Here is a 19,642-nt window from a genome sequence, read left to right on the forward strand (position 1 = left end):
TCCTCTTTTAACTGTTGGCTACTATTTGCTTAGATTAGCGTAGCTCAACAGGAACGGCAAATACTATGTTCTCTTCTTCGCCAGGATTTTCAACAACTTGATTACCACCCAATTCTTTTAGACGAGCAATAACCTGTTGAACTAAAACTTCTGGTGCAGATGCACCTGCAGTTACACCCACTGCATTGACACTGTTAAACCACTCCGCTTCAACGTTACTTGCATCATCAATTAAATAAGCAGTGGTGCCCATTTTGTCAGCAAGCTCACGTAAACGATTTGAGTTAGAACTATTTTTAGCCCCTACTACAAGCAGGACATCCACTTTGTCAGCTAAGTCACGAACCGCATCTTGACGGTTTTGCGTGGCATAACAAATGTCATCTTTACGCGGGCCATCAATTGCCGGAAACTTAGTACGAAGTGCATCAATCACATCTGCCGTATCATCTACTGATAACGTCGTTTGACTACAGTAAAACAGGTTTTCAGGGTTTTTAACCGTTAGGCCAGCAACATCTTCAGGGGTTTCTACTAAGTAAATACCACCCGCTTCGTTGTCGTACTGCCCCATTGTGCCTTCTACTTCAGGATGGCCATGGTGACCAATTAACACGCACTCAGTGCCTTTACGACTTGCGCGTGTTACTTCCATATGTACTTTTGTCACAAGCGGGCAAGTGGCATCGAACACTTTAAGGTCGCGGCGTTTTGCTTCACTACGTACCGCCTGCGATACACCATGCGCACTGAAGATAACAATGCTGTCGTCAGGAACCTGATCTAGCTCTTCAACAAACACAGCACCGCGATTTTTTAAGCCATCAACAACATATCGGTTGTGAACGACTTCATGGCGCACATAAATTGGCTTTTCAAAGATATCCAGTGCACGCTCCACAATGCTAATTGCACGGTCTACACCTGCGCAAAAGCCACGTGGATTTGCTAATAAAATGTCCATTAGCCTGTTACCTCTAAAATATCAACTTCAAAGGTTAAGCGCTGCCCTGCAAGTGGGTGGTTAAAGTCAATCGTGACTGAGTCACCTTGAACTTCACGAACAAGACCCGGAAGCTCAGTGCCATCAGGCTGAGTAAAGGCAATAATGTTACCTACTTCAGCTGGAGTGTCTGCACCAAACTTACTGCGGTCAACATAATAAATGTTATCTGGGTTTGGCTGACCAAATGCATCTTCTGGCTCTAATGCAAATGACTTACTGTCACCAGCCGCTAAACCGAGTAAACACTTTTCAAAGTTTGCTGTCAGGCTACCATCACCCATTCGCAATTTTGCAGGTTTATTATGTACCTTAGTTGAATCGGCAGCTGAGCCATCTTCTAATTTAATTGAGAAATGAAAGATCACTTCAGAGTTTTCACCAATTACAGCTTGGCTCATGCTTGTTGCTCCTTAGGACTTTCGCCTGTGAAGGCATCAAATAAAAGTAATGCGGCACCGATACAAATTGCACAATCGGCAATATTAAAAACAGGAAAGTGCCAGTTTTCGTAATATACATGCAGGAAGTCAATGACATAGCCATAAGCGATGCGGTCATATAAATTGCCAATCGCACCGGCTAATACTAACGCATAAGCAGAACATAATACTTTATTAGACGCTGGTAAGCGTTTCAGCCACCACACTAAAAGCACACTGATCGACACTGCAATCAAACTAAAGAACCAACGCTGCCAGCCACCTGAATCACTTAAAAAGCTAAAGGCCGCACCATAATTATGTACATAAGTGAAATTAAAGAATGGCAGAATATCAATCGACTCTTCGTAGGCCATGGTACTAACGACAAGTGATTTTGTCGCATAGTCTACTACCAAAAGTAGTAGACTAAGCCATAACCAAACCAAGCCACTTTTTCCGGCTAGTTTGCTCACAAACAACTCCTATGCGAACTGACGCTGTTCACCATCGCCATCAACATTGCTTACACAACGGCCACAGATCTCAGGGTGAGCAGGATCAGCACCTACATCATCACAGTAATGCCAACAACGCTCACATTTTTCAGCGGTTGTTGCAGCAACTTTAATGTATAAGCCATCAATTTCTGTAGCTTGCGTATCTTCTGGCTGTGCTGTCACAGTTTCGACGGTTACGCCTGAAGTTAATAGCACAAAGCGCAGTTCATCACCTAATGCTGCTAATTTCGCGCTTAGCTCTTCGCTTGCGTAGATGCTTACATTTGCTTGTAATGTTGCACCAATAACTTCTTCTTTACGAGCTGCTTCTAGTACACGGTTTACTTCATCACGCACATTAAGGATTGTTAACCAATCATCGTTGCTGAATTTACCTTGTGAAGAGGCTTGCAAGCCATCGTACCACACTGAAGTGAACACAAAATTATCACGTTCACCTGGTAATGCTTCCCAGATTTCTTGTGCGGTGAAGCTTAAGATCGGTGCCATCCAACGCGTCATTGCTTCAGCAATGTGGTAAAGCGCAGTTTGACATGAACGACGTGCGTGGCTGTCGCTTTTCGCTGTGTATTGACGATCTTTGATTACGTCTAGGTAGAACGAACCAAGCTCACCAGTACAGAAGTTCATTAGCTTTTGCGTTACAAGTAGCATTTGATACTTGTCGTAAGCCGCTAAGATTTCATCTTGAAGTTCAGCTGCACGGCCCACAATCCAACGGTCAAGCTCAACCATGTCTTCAATAGCAACTTGATCCGATTTTGGATCAAAACCATTTAAGTTCGCAAGTAAGTAACGGCTCGTGTTACGAATACGACGATAGCGGTCAGCTGAACGTTTAAAGATTTCATCAGATACAGTCATTTCAGCTGTAAAGTCAGTTGATGCAACCCATAAACGTAAGATGTCAGCACCTAGTTTGTTCATCACGTTTTGTGGCGAAATTACGTTGCCTAATGATTTAGACATCTTGCGGCCATTTTCATCAACCGTGAAACCATGTGTTAGGACTTGCTTATATGGCGCATGACCATTGATAGCAACCGATGTCATCATTGACGACATAAACCAACCACGGTGTTGGTCAGAACCTTCTAAGTAAAGATCAGCAGGACCGGTTAAATCTTCACGTGCATCAACCACACATGCGTGAGTCACACCAGAGTCAAACCATACATCTAGCGTATCTTGTACTTTCATGTATTGCTCAGCGTCATCGCCAAGTAAAGTAGCTGGGTCTAAGTCATACCAAGCTTGAATACCTGATTTTTCAACCAATTTCGCAGCTTCTTCGATAAGCTCCTGTGTATTCGGGTGAAGCGCACCAGTGTCTTTATCAACGAATAATGCAATTGGCACACCCCATGTACGTTGACGTGAAATACACCAATCAGGACGGCCTTCAACCATGTTTGCAATGCGGCTCTCGCCCCACTCAGGTAACCACTCAGTCTTTTTGATTTCGCTTAATGAATCTTGACGAAGGTTAGCTTGGTCCATACTTACGAACCACTGTGGCGTAGCACGGAAGATAATAGGTGTTTTATGACGCCAGCAATGTGGGTAGCTGTGCGTAAGCGCATGATGATGCAATAACGCATTGTTTTCAGTTAATACGTCAATAACGCTCGCATTCGCTTTAAATACGTGCTGACCTGCAAACATTGGTGTGTCAGGTAAGTAAACACCGTTAGCACCAACCGGATTAGCCACTTCTAAACCATAAGCAAGACCTGCCGCGAAATCCTCTTGACCATGACCAGGTGCAGTATGAACAACACCAGTACCAGAATCAGTCGTTACGTGATCAGCAACAATCACAGGCACTGTGAAGTCATAGAATGGGTGAGCAACTTGTAAGTTCTCAAGTGCAGCACCTTTTACATAACCTAGTACGTGGTAATGTTTGAAGCCATAACGGTCCATAGCATCTTTAACTAGCTCAGAACCTAAAATTAAACGTTGCTGTGCACCTTCATCATCAATTTGAACAAGAGCATATTCAAGCTTTTCGTGAACCGCTACTGCACGGTTAGCTGGTAATGTCCAAGGTGTTGTTGTCCAGATTGCTGTGCTAACAGCACCTGTACCTTCATGGCCTTCAGCTAATTCAAACGCGTTAATAGCTGCATTTTGATCAGCAAACTGAAAACGTACATCGATTGCAGGAGACTGCTTGTCTTGGTATTCAACTTCCGCTTCAGCAAGTGCTGAGCCACAATCTGTACACCAGTGAACAGGCTTAGCACCTTTGTGTAAGTGACCATTTTTAATGATGCGACCAAGTACGCGAATCGCGTTCGCTTCAAAGTCAAAGTTCATTGTTAAGTAAGGCTTGTCCCAGTCACCAAATACACCAAGACGTTTAAAGTCTGTTTTTTGACCTTCGACTTGTTTTTTAGCGTATGCGCGACATTTTTCACGGAACTCAGCAGCAGACACTTTCACGCCCGGCTTGCCTACTTTCTTTTCAACCATTAATTCAATTGGTAAACCGTGACAGTCCCAACCCGGCACGTAAGGTGCGTCGAAGTCAGACAAGGTTTTTGACTTAACAATAATATCTTTAAGAATTTTGTTTACCGAGTGGCCTAAGTGGATATCACCGTTTGCATACGGAGGGCCGTCATGCAAAATGAAGGTTTTTTTACCTTTTTTAGCGCTGCGAATTTGACCGTAAAGATCGTCTTCATACCATGTCTTAAGCATCTTTGGTTCACGTTGTGCCAAATTGCCGCGCATTGGAAACGCTGTTTCCGGTAAATTCAAAGTATGTTTGTAGTCGCTCATTAATCCTACTTTCCGTATCGGCTACCTAATTTAAACCAAAACACTGCTTAGCGGCGGTTACATCATCTGCAATCTGCGCCGTCAGTTGTGTTAATGTCTCGAATTTTTTCTCATCGCGAAGCTTTTTAATTAGCTCCACGTGCATAAATTGTCCGTAAATGTCTTGCGCAAAGTCGAAAATATGGACTTCTAACAATGCGCGTGTTCCATTAAATGTGGGTTTGTTGCCAATATTTGCAACCCCATATAACTCTTTATCACCCACTTTAGCTCGAACCGCAAATACCCCATTTACAGGGCATACTTGGCGTTTTAGTGCTATGTTGGCAGTTCTGAACCCTAATTCACGACCTTTCGCCCAGCCATGAATAACGCGTCCAGAAATCGCATAACCATGACCTAACATGGTTTTTGCATCTTCTAATTGCCCTGCAGCAAGCGCATGGCGAATAAGGGTACTACTTACTCTATCATTGAGTCTGCGAAAACTTGCAGTACTTTTCACATCCATATTCAGCTCAGTGCCCATGGTTTTTAGTAATGCAAAATCGCCACGACGACGTTTGCCAAAACAAAAGTCATCACCAACAGTTAATGCTTTAACACCTAGTTTTTCAACCAGTACTTGGCTGACAAACTGTTCTGCTTCCATGTTGGCAAATTGCTGATTGAAGCTAATACAAATCACTCGCTCCACGCCTAATTTAGCAAGCAAACTGAGCTTATCACGTAGTCGAGTTAAACGCGCAGGTGCATTATCTTTAGCAAAAAACTCTTGTGGCTGAGGCTCAAATAACATCACGGTACTTGGCAATTGATGCTTTTCTGCATCTTGCAGCAAGCCTTTAATCACTTCTGCATGACCTAAGTGCACGCCATCAAAATTACCAATGGTCAACACACAGCCATAATGCTGCGCACGAATATTGTGAATACCTCTAATTAACTCCATGCCACCTTTTTGCCTTTATCAGCGAGCCCAAAACATTGATATCGGGCTTGAAGCGCCGATTATAATCTTTTTTTTAGTTTGATTCAGTAGTTGCAACACTTTTTATCGTATTTAGTCGCACACCTAAAATGAATAAGGCCGTAAAGTAAACAAAAACCGCCAGCACTAATAACCCACTCAACAGCAGCACTTGTTCAGTAAAGTGCCATGTTTCCCACGCAAACTGCTGGCCAACATACCACACTGAAGCAGCCATTAATAAACTTGAAAACAAACACTTAAAGGTGAAGCCAAGACTCATCGTAGAAAACTGATAAACGCCTTCTTTACGTAATTGATGATACAACAAATAGGCATTACAACTGGCCGACATCGCGGTTGCTAACGCTAACCCCAAATAGCCAATAAATGGAGCTAACATAATGTTAAACACCATATTTAACACCAGTGTTTTAATGCCTATTTTTACCGGCGTTTTAGTATCTTGACGTGAATAAAAACCCGGAGCTAATACCTTGATTAACATAAAGCTAACCAGTCCCACTGAGTAGGCCATCACACCGTAACTTACCGCTTTTACATGATCAATTTCACCGTTTTGAAACGCACCATGATCAAATAAAACCGTAATAATGAGCGGGCTTATCACCATTAAACCAAACATGGCCGGCAAGCCTAAGAAAATAACAAATCTCACCCCCCAGTCGAGGGTTAGTTGAAAATCTTTTGTGCTATTGGTGCTATGTAACTTAGACAATGCAGGCAGTATGACCGTTGCTATACCGATACCAAATAAGCCAAGAGGAAACTCAATTAAACGGTCAGAGTAATAAAGCCACGCGATAGAGCCAGTCATCAACATCGAGGCAATCATGGTATCGAGTAACAGGTTTATTTGACTGATAGATACGCCAAACAAGGCTGGTAGCATGAGTTTTCGGACTTTCTTAACGTTTTCATCTTGCCAGCCCCATTTAGGGCGGCTCAACATACGGGCACGATACAAAAATGGCAACTGGAACAATAACTGTACTAAGCCCCCTACAAACACCCCAATGGCAAGCGCGTATGCCCCCACCGAAAATTTATCGTGTAGAAAAACAGCACACGTGATAATTGACACATTCAACAGCACAGGCGTAAATGCCGCCACAGCAAAGCGATTATATACGTTCATAACCGCACCGCTCAGGGCAACCAGACTTACAAAAAATAAATAAGGGAAAGTCAGTTTTAACAGTGCACTGGCCAATACGAACTTTTCAGCATTTTCGCCTCCTTGCCACCAATCGATAAACCAGCCAGTTCCAAATAAGGCTGCTATGACAGGAGAGGCAACCACCCCAAACAAGGTAACAATTAATAAAATAGTTCCTAGGGTACCGGCAGCTTGAGCCACAAACAGCCTGACTTTATCATCGCCTTGCTGTTCTTTTATTTCAGATAAAACCGGCACAAAAGCTTGGGCAAAGGCTCCTTCGGCAAACAAACGTCTTAAAAAGTTAGGAATTCGATTGGCAAATAAAAACACATCCGCAGCAGCACTGGCACCTAGCAGATTTGCCACAACAGCATCTCGTACTAACCCTAAAATACGCGAGATCATCGTCATTGCACTAACAATCATCCCAGAACGAAATAATCCTTTTGCCACCTTAAACCTATTATCAAAAAACTTCTAAGATGGGCGATTATGCCTAAAATATCTTTAAAGCACTAGGCTCGAACCCGACCCTTTGTTACAATAGCGATATTAACTGCTAAAGCGGCAAATTGATGTTCGTTATAAGGAGCAGTTTTTCTTGAGATGTCAAAATTTCGTTGACATTCATGATAAAAACAGGCATATTCCACGGCCTTTAAATTAAGCTTATTTTAAGATTGTTAGGAGCAAACCTTGGCTAACATCAAGTCTGCAAAAAAACGCGCTATTACGAGCGAAAAAAATCGTCAACATAACGCAAGCCGTCGTTCAATGATGCGTACTTACTTCAAAAAAGTAGTTACTGCTATTGAAGCGGGCGACAAAGAAGCTGCACAAGCAGCATTCGCTGTTGCAACACCTATCCTAGACCGTTACGCAACTAAAGGTCTAATCCACAAAAACAAAGCAGCTCGTCATAAGAGCCGTTTAGCAGCTAAAATCAAAGCGCTATAATTTGTTTTTGATGAATATGAAAAAACCGGCTTTTGCCGGTTTTTTTTTATCTGTAATTTAACAGGACACGTGATCTATATGCCTCATTAAAGTAGTTAGCTAGACAATTTCGAGCTCTGGGTAAAACTTTTTCAGCATAGCGGCAATCTTCTTAGGTGTGAAAGGTTTTACTACAAACCCTTTAGCGCCCTTCTCAATCGCTTCTTTAACGTTTTCGACTGTTGAATGAGCCGAAACCATCACTACATTCGCTTCAGGCGAAATTTCGTTGATTTGCGAGATAATCTCTTTGCCGTCACCATCGGGTAATTCAATATCTAAAAAGATAATATTGAACTCTTTTTCCTTGCATGAGCTTAAACACTGCGCGGCCGTAGAAGCCTCACGCACATTATCGATACCTAGGTGCATCAATGTTTGATTTAAAAAACTGCGAACTGTGCCTACGTCGTCCACAATAAGAATTGAAAGCTGCGTATCCATACTATTCCTCTTAAACTATGAAGATAAACACTCATTGCACTGTAGAGTGTAACGCATTTAAGCTATAAGTGATTTGAATTTGACTATTATATCAAAAACTTCGTTATAATCTCATTATAGAGACCTATATTTAAAAGGCCAGATAAGCTTTATGTCTAATAAAATAAAAAAACAATCTTTGCTTGGTAAAACCCCCGAACGAAAAAAACCAACACAAGCAAAGCGTCAAAGACCAGCACCCCAACAACAGGCGCGTGCACAAGCTAAGCAGCATAGTGCACCTGAAATTGAGCTAAAAAAAAGTAAAACACGATGGTATACACTCGCAGCAGTTGTATTAATTCTGCTAATTACGCCCAAACCTGTGTTAATCACTTATGAAAAGCTAGGTATGGTCTCGCAAAGTGTATTTTGGCCAGGGGTTTTTGGGTATGGTGCAAACTTATTTGATTCAACCCTTAGCCCCCGTGCAGACCTTAGCCGCAACGTTATTTACCTGTGCCAAGATAAGCGCAAACCAGATACCTGCCAGAAGTATCGTGTGACAGAGCAAAGTGGATTTCTTGCAGCCATGAAAAAGCTAATAATGGATTAAAAAATCTAATCCGAAAATTTAAAATTACTTGGTTGAAAGCTGTGTAAAAGATCACCATAATGGCGCTCCTTTTTCAACACAGACACGATCAGATACGACCATGCTAAACGAGCTAGATTGGCTTTTAAACTTAACGTTACTTGCACTAGGACTAGGTGCATTTTTTATTAACCAGCTTACATTACTGCGTTTTGCAGCGATTAGCGCGTGTAGTTTATTATTTTTATCGTTTAGTTTAGATCTGATGTCTTCAAGCGTTATCTCAAATATGAGCTTGGTGTTGATCAACACATTTTATTTATTCAAGGTCTACACATTTGGCCAGTTGAATATCAATCAGGGTTAATCTTCTCCTAAGATAAATTGATAGAATAGGCTATCCCATCTATCAGCTTTTATGCCCAAGCAGCCCTCTGCTTGGGCTTTTTTTTACTTACAAAATGATTGAACTGAGATACCATTAACGGCGTATATATACCCAAACCACCTCAAGATGCAGAATTCAGCGTTTCATAGGTGCTTAATATCAAGGCGTTACTTTGCAAGAATGGTGGTCCCTTTTAAGAAGTAACAACGATGAGAGTAAGTGCCTGTGAAACGCCCAGAGGGTTGGTTTAAAAGCGATTTATACTGCGTTATTGATTTTAACAATAGAACCACTATTATTTGCGATCAATGCCTTGCCTAAATCGCTTTTAATTCCAACTGAAACTCGCACCTTGAGGTGGTTTGGGTATTGATAATTTGGAGGTACATTATGTCATTAAACGACTTCGACTTATTTCTCTCATCAATGGAAGACGTAAAACCTCTTAAGCATGACACTGTTCAATTTGATTCCACGAAACAAGGCCCTTCTTTAGCGCAACAAGAAAAACGTAAAGCAGCTGAATGTGATTTAGCCATTGATGAAAACTATTTACGCAGTGAGTTTGTCGAGCTATTAGATCCTCATGCCATATTGGCATTCAAAAAAGATGGCGTACAAGGCCAAGTATATAAAAATCTGCGTTTAGCTAAATATCAACTCGATGCCACGCTTGATTTGCATGGTCAGCCTCTTCAGCGAGCTCGCAGTACGCTTTTTAATTTTATTGATGACTGTCATAAACGAAATATTCGTGTCGTACTTATTCGCCATGGGATTGGCATCAAAAATAAATCACAGCCGGGCATTTTAAAGAGTTATACAAATAAGTGGCTGCAAGAAATTCCAGCGGTTTTAGCCTTTCATAGCGCCCTTAAGCATCATGGTGGTAGCGGTGCAACATATGTGATGATTAAAAAGTCAGACGAGAAGAAACACGAGAACAGAGAAATCCATTCAAAAAGAAGTTAATAGACAAAGTGATTAAAGTGCAGCATTAAATTATGCTGCACATACTAACTATGATTGCTTGGTTATGATTGGCTAACTTCAATAGCCTGAGGTGGCTGCTCCGACGCATTCGCTTGATTAAACCATGCTGAAACACCAAGAACGATTACTGACACTACGACTAGACTAAATTTAGCTCCACCTTGATTAGATTTCATAACGCCTCTTTTTTATTGTTGTTTTTTTATTGAGCAACAACAGAATAGCAAAGTTACAGATGTTAACAAGGTGTACATTAAACTAATTTGTAATGTGTCAATAACCTTTTGTTCTATCAACCTGATTTATTAGATTTTTACCTTCAATTAATCTTTTGACATTACCCGCAATTTGCAAAGTCACAGTCTCTAAATCTGATAATGCAGCACAGTGAGGTGTTAAGGTCACCTTTTCATGAGACCAGTAAGCATGCGACTTAGGTAAAGGCTCTTCGCTAAATACATCAAGGGTAGCGCCGAGTAATTGCTCACTATCAAGTGCTTCAAGCAAATCTTCATCGACAACATGCTTGCCTCTGGCAACATTAATAAGCACCGCATGATTTTGCAATTTACTTAGCAGTGATTTGTTAATGATACCCTGAGTGTGTTGGTTAAGTGGCAGCAAGCACACGAGATAATCAATTTGACCAAGCATGTCATCTAACCCCTGCTGTGTGTAATAGGTACTTACTTCAGCATCGTGTTTTTCACTATTAGACCAAGCACTCACTCTAAAGCCATTTGCGAGTAACCGCTTAGCACAGACTTTACCTAGTTCACCATAACCCAAAATACCCACATGTTGATGTGAATACGCTCGCTTTGGCTTCCAAGTACTGGCTGATTGTTTTAAATAATATTCTTTGAGTCTCAGCTTGTGTGCCAACACATGGGTCAACACGTACTCTGCCATATCATTTGCAAGATTATCATCAACAATTCTAACAACGGGGACGTGCGCCGCTATCTTCGTTAAGTCGATGCTATCAACGCCAGCCCCAAATGAAGAAACCGCTTTTAAATTTACCAGCTTAGGCCATAAGTCAGCAGGGGCATTCCAAGCCAGTACAAACTCAACGGCTTGGTAATCAGTGCACTCAGACCAAAGCTGCACGTCAACCTCTGGTAATAACGCTTGTAATCGGGCAATTAATTGGCTGCAATCTCGGCCTGTTACAGCTACAAGTAAAATCATTGTCTTCTCCATTTTGCCTCGTACTCGAAGCGCTCTTTAAAAAGTCACACAACTGCAACCTAACTGTCACAGCGAACTCTTACCCTAATCTCATCGCTGAATGCGTTTATGTTTGAGGTTTGTATGATCAGTGTTGATAAAGTAATAGAAGCAAATTTACCACAGTTAGAAAATTCACCAAAAGTAAAAGGCTTAGTAAAGAAAGGTCTGGGTTATTTATTACATGAGCAAGAGTTTGTTGCCTTTGGTGATGCATACCCACATTTACAAGGACTTGAGTTTGTAGAGCAAGTACTTGATGAGCTAGACTTTGACACGCGCTACAAGCCAAAGCAAATGGAACATATTCCTAGTGAAGATAATGTCGTTATTGTCGCTAACCACCCTATCGGCTCTCTTGATGCATTAGCGCTGATAAAAGTCTTATCAAGTGTACGCCCTGACTTAAAAGTCGTTGCAACCCGCATGCTGATGTCAATCACTCCGATGCACTCATTACTTCTTCCCGTTGATAACCTCTCTGGTACAAGCAAAAAGAAAGAGCTTGCTAATATCCAACAGCATTTAAAATCAGACGGTGCATTATTAATCTTTCCTGCAGGTGAGGTATCGCGCTTAAGTCCAACGGGAATTAAAGACTGTAAATGGAACAGTGGTTTTTTACGTATGGCAAAAAAAGCCAACGCACCTATTTTGCCTATTTACATCAAAGCGAAAAACAGCCCGTTATTCTACGGCACCTCAATGATCTACAAACCCTTAGCCAGTTTGTTATTAGTCAAAGAGATGTTTAAACAACGACAAAAATCATTAGAGTTTGAAATTGGCGCGTCCATCCCACCTGAGTCATATCTAATTGAAAATTTAAAAGATAAAGAAATAGCTCAGCTGATAAGAAAGCAGTTGTATCGACTTATCACTAAAAAACCGCTGCCGTTAAAAACGCAAACCCCCATTGCCAGTCCAGAGGCAACTAAAGACCTTAAAAAAGCCATTGAAGAGTGTGAGCTATTAGGTGAAACCTCTGATGGTATGAAAATTTACTTATACCAATACTGTGGTAGCTCACCGATTTTCCGTGAGCTAGGACGACTTCGTGAAATTGCGTTTCGTGCAGTCGGTGAAGGCAGCGGCAAACGCCGAGATATAGATAAATACGACATGGATTATCAACACCTTGTACTGTGGGATGCGAAGCAACTTGAACTAGTCGGCGCATACCGACTTGCCTGCGCACAAGACATTATAGAAAAACATGGCCGCAAAGGTTTATATACCGACAGCCTATTTAGCTACAGCGATGATATGGCGCCGTATTTTGAAAAAGGTATTGAGCTTGGTCGCAGCTTTGTGCAACCCAAATACTGGGGTAGAAAGAGCCTAGACTATTTGTGGTTCGGCATCGGCGCATTTGTGAACCGTTACCCGCAATACCGCTATTTGTTTGGTGCGGTCAGTGTATCTAATGCACTACCAGAACAAGCTAAATCGTTACTTGTTCACTATTACCAGCATTATTATGGTGCTAAACAAGTGTTAGCTATCCCCAATAATGAATATCGCCATACAGAATCTCAAAAGGAGCAATGTGCTCAGTTATTTGCTGGGAATGATATTAAAGAAGATTTTGTTGAACTTAAGCATGTGCTTGCCAATATTGGCGCGCAAGTCCCAACCCTATTCAAACAATACACTGAGCTTTGTGAGCTAGGAGGCGTGCAATTTTTAAGTTTTAGCATCGACCCTGAGTTTAATAACTGCATTGATGGTTTAGTGCTTGTCGACTTAGATAAAGTAAAAGCAAGTAAAGCCAAACGATACTTAGGACAGACACGCGAATAGTCGTTATAAAATAGCTAATACCAACCCGCAATAATACTTAATCATTTTGAGGGATTAAACCTGTCGCTAACTGCGTTAAAAATTTCTCATTTAGAACAACTAAATAACGAAATTTTTGCCTTGTTATCAACGAGGTTTTATTGCCTCAAAATAGACTACTTAATTAAGCGGATTAGTATAAAAGAAAAAGTCGGCATGTTGCCGACTTTTTTTTAACTAAAGATATTGCGAAGCGCAGCTAAATATATTTGCTCAATAGTTTTTAAATCTGTGATGGGAACGTGTTCATTAACTTGATGAATGGTATGGTTTCGCACACCACATTCAATCACTTGCGTGTGCTCATTAGCAAAAAAGCGGCCATCTGATGTACCACCACTGGTACTAAGCATAGGGAAGCTGCCAGTTACTTCATGCACGGCTTGTTCAAGCTGCTGCAATAAGCAATTGCTGGCTTGATGCAGAGTATAAAATGATTCACACGGGCGTTCCCAAACAAGCGTTAGCTGTGATGCTAAATCCGTCAATGCAAACTGAATTTCTTCTTTGATGTCTTTACTTTTATAGCCATGACTATAACGTACGTTAAACGTGAGCTCACATTGAGCAGGAACAAGATTATCTACCACATTGGCAATATTAATTCCGGTCACTTGCAGTGTTGTAGCCGAACTGGCTTCATCTTTGTGCCAGCTAATTGCCGTTAGGCGCTTCACAACCTCTGCACTTAAATGCGCTGCGTTTATAGTGTTTGCTGGATAGGCAACATGCCCAGCTTTACCTTGAATAGATAATCGAGCAGACAATGCACCCCGTCTGCCATTTTTAATGGTATCACCCACATGCAAATGACTCGTCGGCTCGCCTACCAAGCAACCATCTAGCACAACACCTTGTTTGGCTAACCGCTCAGCAATCAGTAAGGAGCCGTATTCAGCTTCGCCCTCTTCATCTGAGGTAATTAACCAGTAAAATGTGCCGCGTTTATTACTATTTTGCGCTAAAAAACGTTTGGTTGCGCAAAGCATTGCAGCAACGCCGCCTTTCATATCTGCTGCGCCACGGCCATAGACACTGCCATCCACTATCTCGCCACTAAAAGGATCAACTCGCCAATCACCTTGTGCAGCAGGTACCACATCAATATGGCCAGAAAAAGCAACGATAGGGCCTTCTCCAAAAGTGATTTTAGCAATTAAATTAGTTACATGATTAAAACTAAATACTTCACAATCAAAGCCGAGCTGGCTTAAGTTATCTTCAAGCCAATCAATTGCACCAGCTTGAGCGGGCGTTACCGATTTAAATCGGATCAAGGTTTGTAATGTTTCTACCACCTCTGATTGCACTACTGAGCGCGTTGCTAATCCTGCATTTGATATCAAACTCATAATAACCCTAGTCAGTTAGAAAGCTTGGGTTATTACAACGAGAGATTATGACCTCAGTGTGAAACTTAAATTAATGATTTCCTTCTTCGATCAGGGTTTCTTGGGTCACCTTAGCAATGTCTTTGTCTTCTTTGGTTAATTGTGTTCGTTGCCAACGACCAGCTGCGAACCAAAGATAAGTAATAATCGCCACAAGTACATTAGTAATAGCAAACGAATACCATATGCCCTGTGGTCCAAGTGAAGTATGCTTTGACAAAATATAAGCGGTAGGAAATTGAATAACGCATTGCGAAAGCAGTGACACAACCATAGCATTGAGCATGTTTCCTGAAGCCCTAAATGCAGCAACTACGCAAAGCTGCACGCCTATTCCGCCCCAAGTTAAACACATAACACGAATGAACTCTGCGCCACCAGCAATCACAGACTCATCATCAGGAATGAAAAAAGCCACAAAGTATTCAGCAAACAGATAAACAACAACGCCCACTAATGTTAGGCCTAGTAACCCCCAAAGCGAGGCTAAACGTGTTATTTGTGCTGCACGCTGTGGATTTCTTGCCCCCATGTTTTGACCAACCAAGGTTGAAACAGCCATTGAAAGACCCATTGCAGGGATCATTACCATTTGCAAAATATTAGAGCCAACACCATAAGAGGCAATGGTGTGTGTACCAAAGCTTGCCACCAAAAACGACATAATGATTAAACCAAAGGCTCGCGCAGAGAGTTCAACCGAGCCAGGAGCCCCTAAAAAGAAAGCCTGCTTCATATATTGCCAGTCTGGTTTAAAGCTAGAGAGTTTAAGTTGGATGCCGTGGCGGCCTCGCAAAAACACCCATACCCCGATTGCAGCCGCTAAGCTTTGCGTGATTAGTGTGGCTAGTGCAGCCCCCATTACGCCAAATCCAGCAAAGTCACCAAAACCAAAAATCAGTAAAGGGTCGAGCACAAAATTGAGTAATACAGTAGCGCTTACAATATAAAGCGGTACCTTGGTTTGCCCTATGCCACGCATTAAGGCTTGAAACATGGCATAAATAAATACAAACACAACGCCAATAAAAGATACATGCATAAATTTAAGCGCATCACCAAACACTTGATCTTCAACACCTAATAAAGTCAAAAAGTAAGGAGAAAGCACATAGCCTATTAAACCAAGTATGGTTGCGGTAATTGTCACCATTAACATAGTTTGGGCAGCAACATGGTTTACCTTATCTTGCTGACCAGCTCCCATGTATTGAGCGGATAAAATAGCGCCCGCCATTGCCAACCCAGAACCAATAGCAATCACTAAAAAAGTGACCGGCATACTGACAGAAACGGCAGCCACTTGCTCAGCCCCTAAGCGCCCTACCCAAAATGAATCGGTCAGTTGATAAGCCGACTGCAAAATATTGATTAAGATGATCGGGATACCTAATTTAAGTAGCGCTTTTGAAATCGAGCCATGAAGAAATAAATGCTGAGGATCAGCCATGAAAAACACCTAAAAAGCAAATAACACCGTTAGTTTACCAGCCACAACTGAATATAGAGTCAATAAGAGTCAATCTTTTTTTTGCTGTACCTGTTTAAAAACTTAATCTAAATCAATAAATGGCTTCACTTAGTTCAAACATTTTTGAAACTTTGATCTAGAACAGGTTTTGTCCGCTTCAAGTTAGTAATAATAGCCTCAACCAAATAAGACAAGTAGTTCGCGGAGAACAACATGAAAACTAAATTAAGCATTGCATTACTTACTTCACTATTAGCACTCTCTCCTGTTGCAAACGCAAACTTAAGCGTGAACGTAGGTGCAATTAATGTAAACCCTGATAACGACAGCTCAAAAATCAATGAAGCACCAACGTTAGGTCTACGTGCAGATGATGATACTCAGCTAGGTATTACTGTAGATTATGCGCTTGATGACAATTGGGTAATTGAATTAGTAGCAGCAACACCTTTTAGTCATGATGTTCAAGGTGCAGGTGGTTTAGCAGGTAACAAAATTGCGAAAATCAAACATTTACCACCAACACTTTTAGCGCAATACCACTTCTTAGACTCAACGTATAAGTTTCGTCCATTTGTGGGTGTAGGCGTAAACTATACTGTTTTCTTTGATGAAGAGCCTTCAGCTGCACTAAAAGCAACACTAGGTACTGACGACGTAGAAGTTAAACTAGATGATTCATTTGGCTTTGCAGCTCAAGCTGGTTTTAACTACATGATGAGTGAAAACTGGGGCCTTCATGGCATGGTTTCACTAATCGACATCGATACAGATGCAACTGTTTATGCTGACGGCGCAAAAGCGTTAACTTCAACTGTAGAAATCGACCCGGTTGTTGCTATGTTCGGTGTTAAATACAAATTCTAACTTTCATTTTGTGAAAGCCCATACGCACAAAAAGGCCATTTATTGGCCTTTTTTATTTTCTCCTGACTCATAACTCATCTTATAAAAACAGTTCAATTATTAGACAAAAACATATTCTAATGAATTTGGACTACACTTCAAAAATACAACGCGCCTTTTTATTAGTTTTTAAATTTCATTTAGTTAAACAACCACTATATTGAGATTTGTCACTTCAATATCTGAATTTTCAGAGCCAAAGACGTGTTGTTCCTATTCACTCACGATTATAAAATGAGTGTAATAATTTTGACCTATTTAATGTAAATTAGTTGTCAGCGTGAGGTGTTAATTGAAAATAGCTTTCTATTCTTTGGTTTTAATTCTTTGCGCAGCTTTGACATCGTGCAAAGTCAAAGACCCTAGCGAAGATAAACCAGAACAACTAAAGAAAGATTCAATTAGTGACCGTGAAGCATTAATTGCCGGCACTGCTGACATCGAATTTTCAGTAATAGATGAAAATCAAGCGCCTCTTAGCAACGTCACTATTACAGTAACGGGTCAAGAATATCTCTCAGATACAAATGGTCGTGTTTCTATCAATAACCTTTCATTTGGTAACCATGCAGTTTTCATTTCACAAGAAGGCTATTTTCCCAAAGCCGGCATTTTAGTGAATCAACCTAACTTTTTGACCTCTCAAATTCAATTAGAAACAAAACCTGCCAACTCAAAAAGCTTACTCTTTGCAGGTGATACTATGTTTGGTCGACGCTTCCTAGATCCTAAACTAGATACCATGGGTACATCAGTGCCTGATGTTAGTAATGCGCTAATTAGACCAGACTCAGCACGAGAAGACAGCATTGCAATTACGACCCAAGTGGCGGCACTTTTTCGAGCGGCTGACTTTTCATCAGTAAATCTTGAGTCGCCAGTGACGACAATGCCAACAAGTGTACACCCAACCAAAGAATTCAGTTTTTTTTCACTACCAGAATCAGTGCAAAGCCTATCAGAGATTGGTATTGACTATGTTGGTCTTGGGAATAATCACATCTATGACTATTTACAAAATGGCCTTGAAGATACTTTACTTGAAGTCTCAAGTGCAGGGTTTCTTAATAGCGGCGCTGGTCTTAACGAAACTGAAGCATTCAAAACAGTTTCGCATAACCTTGAAGATGTTACCTTAACGCTTTTTGCAGCAACCACAATTACAGGGAGAGAACATCAATACACCTATGTTGCTGATGAAAATAAAGGTGGGGCTGCAGATTTAACTAACTCAGCAGAGGTAAAAGCTGTACTTGAGCAACTTAACGCTAATGATTTTGTAATCGCGCAAATGCACGGCGGTGATGAATACTCATATACACCTTCACCCTATATTGGTAGTCGATTTGAAGTTCTTTCATCGCAGAACACCGATTTATTAATTGGTCATCATCCTCATATTGCTCAAGGGTTTGCTGTATATAACGGAATACCTGCGGTATTAGGTTTAGGCAATTTTGTATTTGACCAACCGAGACTTGACACTTTGTTAGGTCTTGCTGTGATGCTAGATCTTGATACTCAAAGCCAAACTATTAATCGCGGCTTTGCCTACCCAATATATTTAGAGGATTATAAGCCTCGATTCACAAACGGTTTTTTAAGTCATTATTTATTGAGAAGAATCGCCGAGCTTTCTGATGATAATATTACCCTTATCCCTCGTGAAAACTACGCAGAAATATACTTTACAGCAAATCAAGCAAGTAAAAGTTCTCAGCAAGTAACCATAGAGGTTGACGCGACTACAGACATCATCGATTTAAGACAGTATTCGCCATCTTCAGCAGCCTATGTTTCTTCTATTGAAGTGAACAATGAAGCACTTGATAGCCTTTTACTTGGCCGCGATATTATGGTGTTTGGTGATTTTGAAGATTGGGACAATGACACCGAAGCCTTTGAAGTAAGTCGATGGGATCACAGCAGTGAAAGTGTTTTACCTTGTACTGATAAGCCACTTAATGGCTTGCAGGCTCTGTGCTCAACGCGTGATAAGTTTGATAATACCCCTTCTATCATTCCATTTAGACATACAATGCGAGTCATGGAATTAACCGACGGATCAGGCGAACTTGATCTTAGTAAAGACTTTTCGTTACTGACCTATTTGCAGTCAGAGAACGGGGGGCAGCTCGAAGCGTTATTGACCTACACCACTGAAATAGATGACCTTACCTTTGCTGAAAACAGTGTTCCAGTCAGCGAAGGAGGCGATCAGCCATGGCACGCTTTTAGTCATGATTTTAGTTTACCTTCAGATGAACAGACGCTTGGGCCTAAAGAGCTCCCCCCTCGTGGCGTTAAGTTACAGTTTAGGCACTATCCACCCAATACAGGTGAAGCAATCACTCGCTTAGATGATGTCGCTATGATTAGCTGGCAGCAAAGTATTAATCTAGAAAACGGACAATGGAAGACCGATAAAATGCACGGTTTCGACTTTTTAAAAGTCAATTCAAGTGGTGAGGTTAGTTTAAAGCTTACATTCACTGTACTTGATTAAGGAGGAATT

The 19,642-nt window shown here is 41.2% G+C and carries 18 protein-coding genes; 7 read left to right on the plus strand and 11 right to left on the minus strand.

What is annotated here, in order from left to right:
• Positions 1–34 precede the first annotated feature (34 nt).
• From ispH to murJ, 6 genes are all read right to left on the minus strand, one after another.
• Entirely contained in the window at positions 35–964 is a 930-nt protein-coding gene (gene ispH / locus KQP93_RS11825; protein WP_217874568.1) for a 4-hydroxy-3-methylbut-2-enyl diphosphate reductase, read from the minus strand.
• Entirely contained in the window at positions 964–1,404 is a 441-nt protein-coding gene (gene fkpB, locus KQP93_RS11830; protein ID WP_055020954.1) for an FKBP-type peptidyl-prolyl cis-trans isomerase, read from the minus strand. Before fkpB ends, ispH begins: the two co-directional genes overlap by 1 nt.
• Positions 1,401–1,901, minus strand: a complete 501-nt coding sequence (gene lspA / locus KQP93_RS11835; protein ID WP_054561910.1) for a signal peptidase II — start codon at positions 1,899–1,901, stop codon at positions 1,401–1,403. Before lspA ends, fkpB begins: the two co-directional genes overlap by 4 nt.
• Positions 1,902–1,910: 9 nt before the next feature.
• Positions 1,911–4,736, minus strand: a complete 2,826-nt coding sequence (ileS, locus tag KQP93_RS11840; RefSeq protein WP_217874569.1) for an isoleucine--tRNA ligase — start codon at positions 4,734–4,736, stop codon at positions 1,911–1,913.
• Positions 4,737–4,761: 25 nt separating this feature from the next.
• On the minus strand, positions 4,762–5,688 hold the full coding sequence (ribF, locus tag KQP93_RS11845) for a bifunctional riboflavin kinase/FAD synthetase (protein WP_199529263.1): 927 nt from the start codon (positions 5,686–5,688) through the stop codon (positions 4,762–4,764).
• Between the two features lie 73 nt (positions 5,689–5,761).
• Positions 5,762–7,300 (minus strand): murein biosynthesis integral membrane protein MurJ, encoded by a 1,539-nt coding sequence (gene murJ, locus KQP93_RS11850; RefSeq protein ID WP_440590139.1) that lies wholly within the window; start codon positions 7,298–7,300, stop codon positions 5,762–5,764.
• A gap of 285 nt (positions 7,301–7,585) precedes the next feature.
• Between murJ and rpsT the strand changes: the two genes are divergently transcribed.
• On the plus strand, positions 7,586–7,846 hold the full coding sequence (gene rpsT, locus KQP93_RS11855; protein ID WP_054561913.1) for a 30S ribosomal protein S20: 261 nt from the start codon (positions 7,586–7,588) through the stop codon (positions 7,844–7,846).
• A 99-nt stretch (positions 7,847–7,945) separates the two neighbouring features.
• Here rpsT and KQP93_RS11860 read toward each other — a convergent pair whose 3' ends face one another.
• A complete protein-coding gene (locus KQP93_RS11860) occupies positions 7,946–8,329 on the minus strand; it encodes a response regulator (RefSeq protein WP_217874571.1) in 384 nt (127 codons plus the stop codon).
• 151 nt (positions 8,330–8,480) lie between these two features.
• Between KQP93_RS11860 and KQP93_RS11865 the strand changes: the two genes are divergently transcribed.
• The 3 genes from KQP93_RS11865 (at position 8,481) to smrA (ending at position 10,263) form a co-directional block, all read left to right on the plus strand.
• Complete coding sequence (locus KQP93_RS11865; RefSeq protein WP_217874573.1) at positions 8,481–8,924, plus strand: hypothetical protein; 444 nt, start codon at positions 8,481–8,483, stop codon at positions 8,922–8,924.
• A gap of 100 nt (positions 8,925–9,024) precedes the next feature.
• The gene (locus KQP93_RS11870) at positions 9,025–9,270 is read left to right on the plus strand and encodes a hypothetical protein (protein WP_054551958.1); all 246 of its coding nucleotides are present in this window, start codon (positions 9,025–9,027) and stop codon (positions 9,268–9,270) included.
• Positions 9,271–9,681: 411 nt separating this feature from the next.
• Positions 9,682–10,263 carry a DNA endonuclease SmrA gene (gene smrA / locus KQP93_RS11875; RefSeq protein WP_054551764.1) on the plus strand — a complete coding sequence of 194 codons (582 nt, stop codon included), beginning with the start codon at positions 9,682–9,684 and terminating at the stop codon, positions 10,261–10,263.
• A gap of 62 nt (positions 10,264–10,325) precedes the next feature.
• Here smrA and KQP93_RS21490 read toward each other — a convergent pair whose 3' ends face one another.
• Both KQP93_RS21490 and KQP93_RS11880 read right to left on the minus strand, forming a co-directional pair.
• On the minus strand, positions 10,326–10,460 hold the full coding sequence (locus KQP93_RS21490) for a hypothetical protein (protein ID WP_254907670.1): 135 nt from the start codon (positions 10,458–10,460) through the stop codon (positions 10,326–10,328).
• 97 nt (positions 10,461–10,557) lie between these two features.
• Positions 10,558–11,478 (minus strand): 2-hydroxyacid dehydrogenase, encoded by a 921-nt coding sequence (locus tag KQP93_RS11880; RefSeq protein ID WP_217874575.1) that lies wholly within the window; start codon positions 11,476–11,478, stop codon positions 10,558–10,560.
• 123 nt (positions 11,479–11,601) lie between these two features.
• Here KQP93_RS11880 and KQP93_RS11885 point away from each other — a divergent pair, with 123 nt between their 5' ends.
• Complete coding sequence (locus KQP93_RS11885) at positions 11,602–13,320, plus strand: lysophospholipid acyltransferase family protein (RefSeq protein WP_217874577.1); 1,719 nt, start codon at positions 11,602–11,604, stop codon at positions 13,318–13,320.
• A 212-nt stretch (positions 13,321–13,532) separates the two neighbouring features.
• Here KQP93_RS11885 and dapE read toward each other — a convergent pair whose 3' ends face one another.
• Together dapE and KQP93_RS11895 are read right to left on the minus strand one after the other, a co-directional pair.
• Positions 13,533–14,711: a succinyl-diaminopimelate desuccinylase gene (gene dapE / locus KQP93_RS11890; RefSeq protein ID WP_217874579.1), complete on the minus strand. Its 1,179-nt coding sequence runs from the start codon at positions 14,709–14,711 to the stop codon at positions 13,533–13,535.
• A 70-nt stretch (positions 14,712–14,781) separates the two neighbouring features.
• Entirely contained in the window at positions 14,782–16,200 is a 1,419-nt protein-coding gene (locus KQP93_RS11895) for an MATE family efflux transporter (protein WP_217874581.1), read from the minus strand.
• A gap of 234 nt (positions 16,201–16,434) precedes the next feature.
• Here KQP93_RS11895 and KQP93_RS11900 point away from each other — a divergent pair, with 234 nt between their 5' ends.
• Together KQP93_RS11900 and KQP93_RS11905 are read left to right on the plus strand one after the other, a co-directional pair.
• Positions 16,435–17,088 (plus strand): OmpW/AlkL family protein, encoded by a 654-nt coding sequence (locus KQP93_RS11900; protein ID WP_054561921.1) that lies wholly within the window; start codon positions 16,435–16,437, stop codon positions 17,086–17,088.
• A 376-nt stretch (positions 17,089–17,464) separates the two neighbouring features.
• Positions 17,465–19,633: a CapA family protein gene (locus KQP93_RS11905; RefSeq protein ID WP_217874583.1), complete on the plus strand. Its 2,169-nt coding sequence runs from the start codon at positions 17,465–17,467 to the stop codon at positions 19,631–19,633.
• The last annotated feature ends 9 nt before the right edge of the window (positions 19,634–19,642 follow it).

The sequence above is a fragment of the Pseudoalteromonas shioyasakiensis genome, assembly GCF_019134595.1.
GTDB lineage: Bacteria > Pseudomonadota > Gammaproteobacteria > Enterobacterales > Alteromonadaceae > Pseudoalteromonas > Pseudoalteromonas shioyasakiensis_A.

Excerpts from the sequence above, each read along its gene's own strand:
- ribF (WP_199529263.1), bottom strand. The coding sequence starts at position 5,688 with ATGGAGTTAATTAGAGGTATTCACAATATTCGTGCGCAGCATTATGGC.
- KQP93_RS11870 (WP_054551958.1), top strand. The coding sequence starts at position 9,025 with ATGCTAAACGAGCTAGATTGGCTTTTAAACTTAACGTTACTTGCACTA.
- KQP93_RS11865 (WP_217874573.1), top strand. The coding sequence starts at position 8,481 with ATGTCTAATAAAATAAAAAAACAATCTTTGCTTGGTAAAACCCCCGAA.
- KQP93_RS11880 (WP_217874575.1), bottom strand. The coding sequence starts at position 11,478 with ATGATTTTACTTGTAGCTGTAACAGGCCGAGATTGCAGCCAATTAATT.
- KQP93_RS11895 (WP_217874581.1), bottom strand. The coding sequence starts at position 16,200 with ATGGCTGATCCTCAGCATTTATTTCTTCATGGCTCGATTTCAAAAGCG.
- murJ (WP_440590139.1), bottom strand. The coding sequence starts at position 7,300 with ATGACGATGATCTCGCGTATTTTAGGGTTAGTACGAGATGCTGTTGTG.
- KQP93_RS21490 (WP_254907670.1), bottom strand. The coding sequence starts at position 10,460 with ATGAAATCTAATCAAGGTGGAGCTAAATTTAGTCTAGTCGTAGTGTCA.
- KQP93_RS11885 (WP_217874577.1), top strand. The coding sequence starts at position 11,602 with ATGATCAGTGTTGATAAAGTAATAGAAGCAAATTTACCACAGTTAGAA.
- dapE (WP_217874579.1), bottom strand. The coding sequence starts at position 14,711 with ATGAGTTTGATATCAAATGCAGGATTAGCAACGCGCTCAGTAGTGCAA.
- smrA (WP_054551764.1), top strand. The coding sequence starts at position 9,682 with ATGTCATTAAACGACTTCGACTTATTTCTCTCATCAATGGAAGACGTA.
- KQP93_RS11860 (WP_217874571.1), bottom strand. The coding sequence starts at position 8,329 with ATGGATACGCAGCTTTCAATTCTTATTGTGGACGACGTAGGCACAGTT.
- KQP93_RS11900 (WP_054561921.1), top strand. The coding sequence starts at position 16,435 with ATGAAAACTAAATTAAGCATTGCATTACTTACTTCACTATTAGCACTC.
- ispH (WP_217874568.1), bottom strand. The coding sequence starts at position 964 with ATGGACATTTTATTAGCAAATCCACGTGGCTTTTGCGCAGGTGTAGAC.
- ileS (WP_217874569.1), bottom strand. The coding sequence starts at position 4,736 with ATGAGCGACTACAAACATACTTTGAATTTACCGGAAACAGCGTTTCCA.
- fkpB (WP_055020954.1), bottom strand. The coding sequence starts at position 1,404 with ATGAGCCAAGCTGTAATTGGTGAAAACTCTGAAGTGATCTTTCATTTC.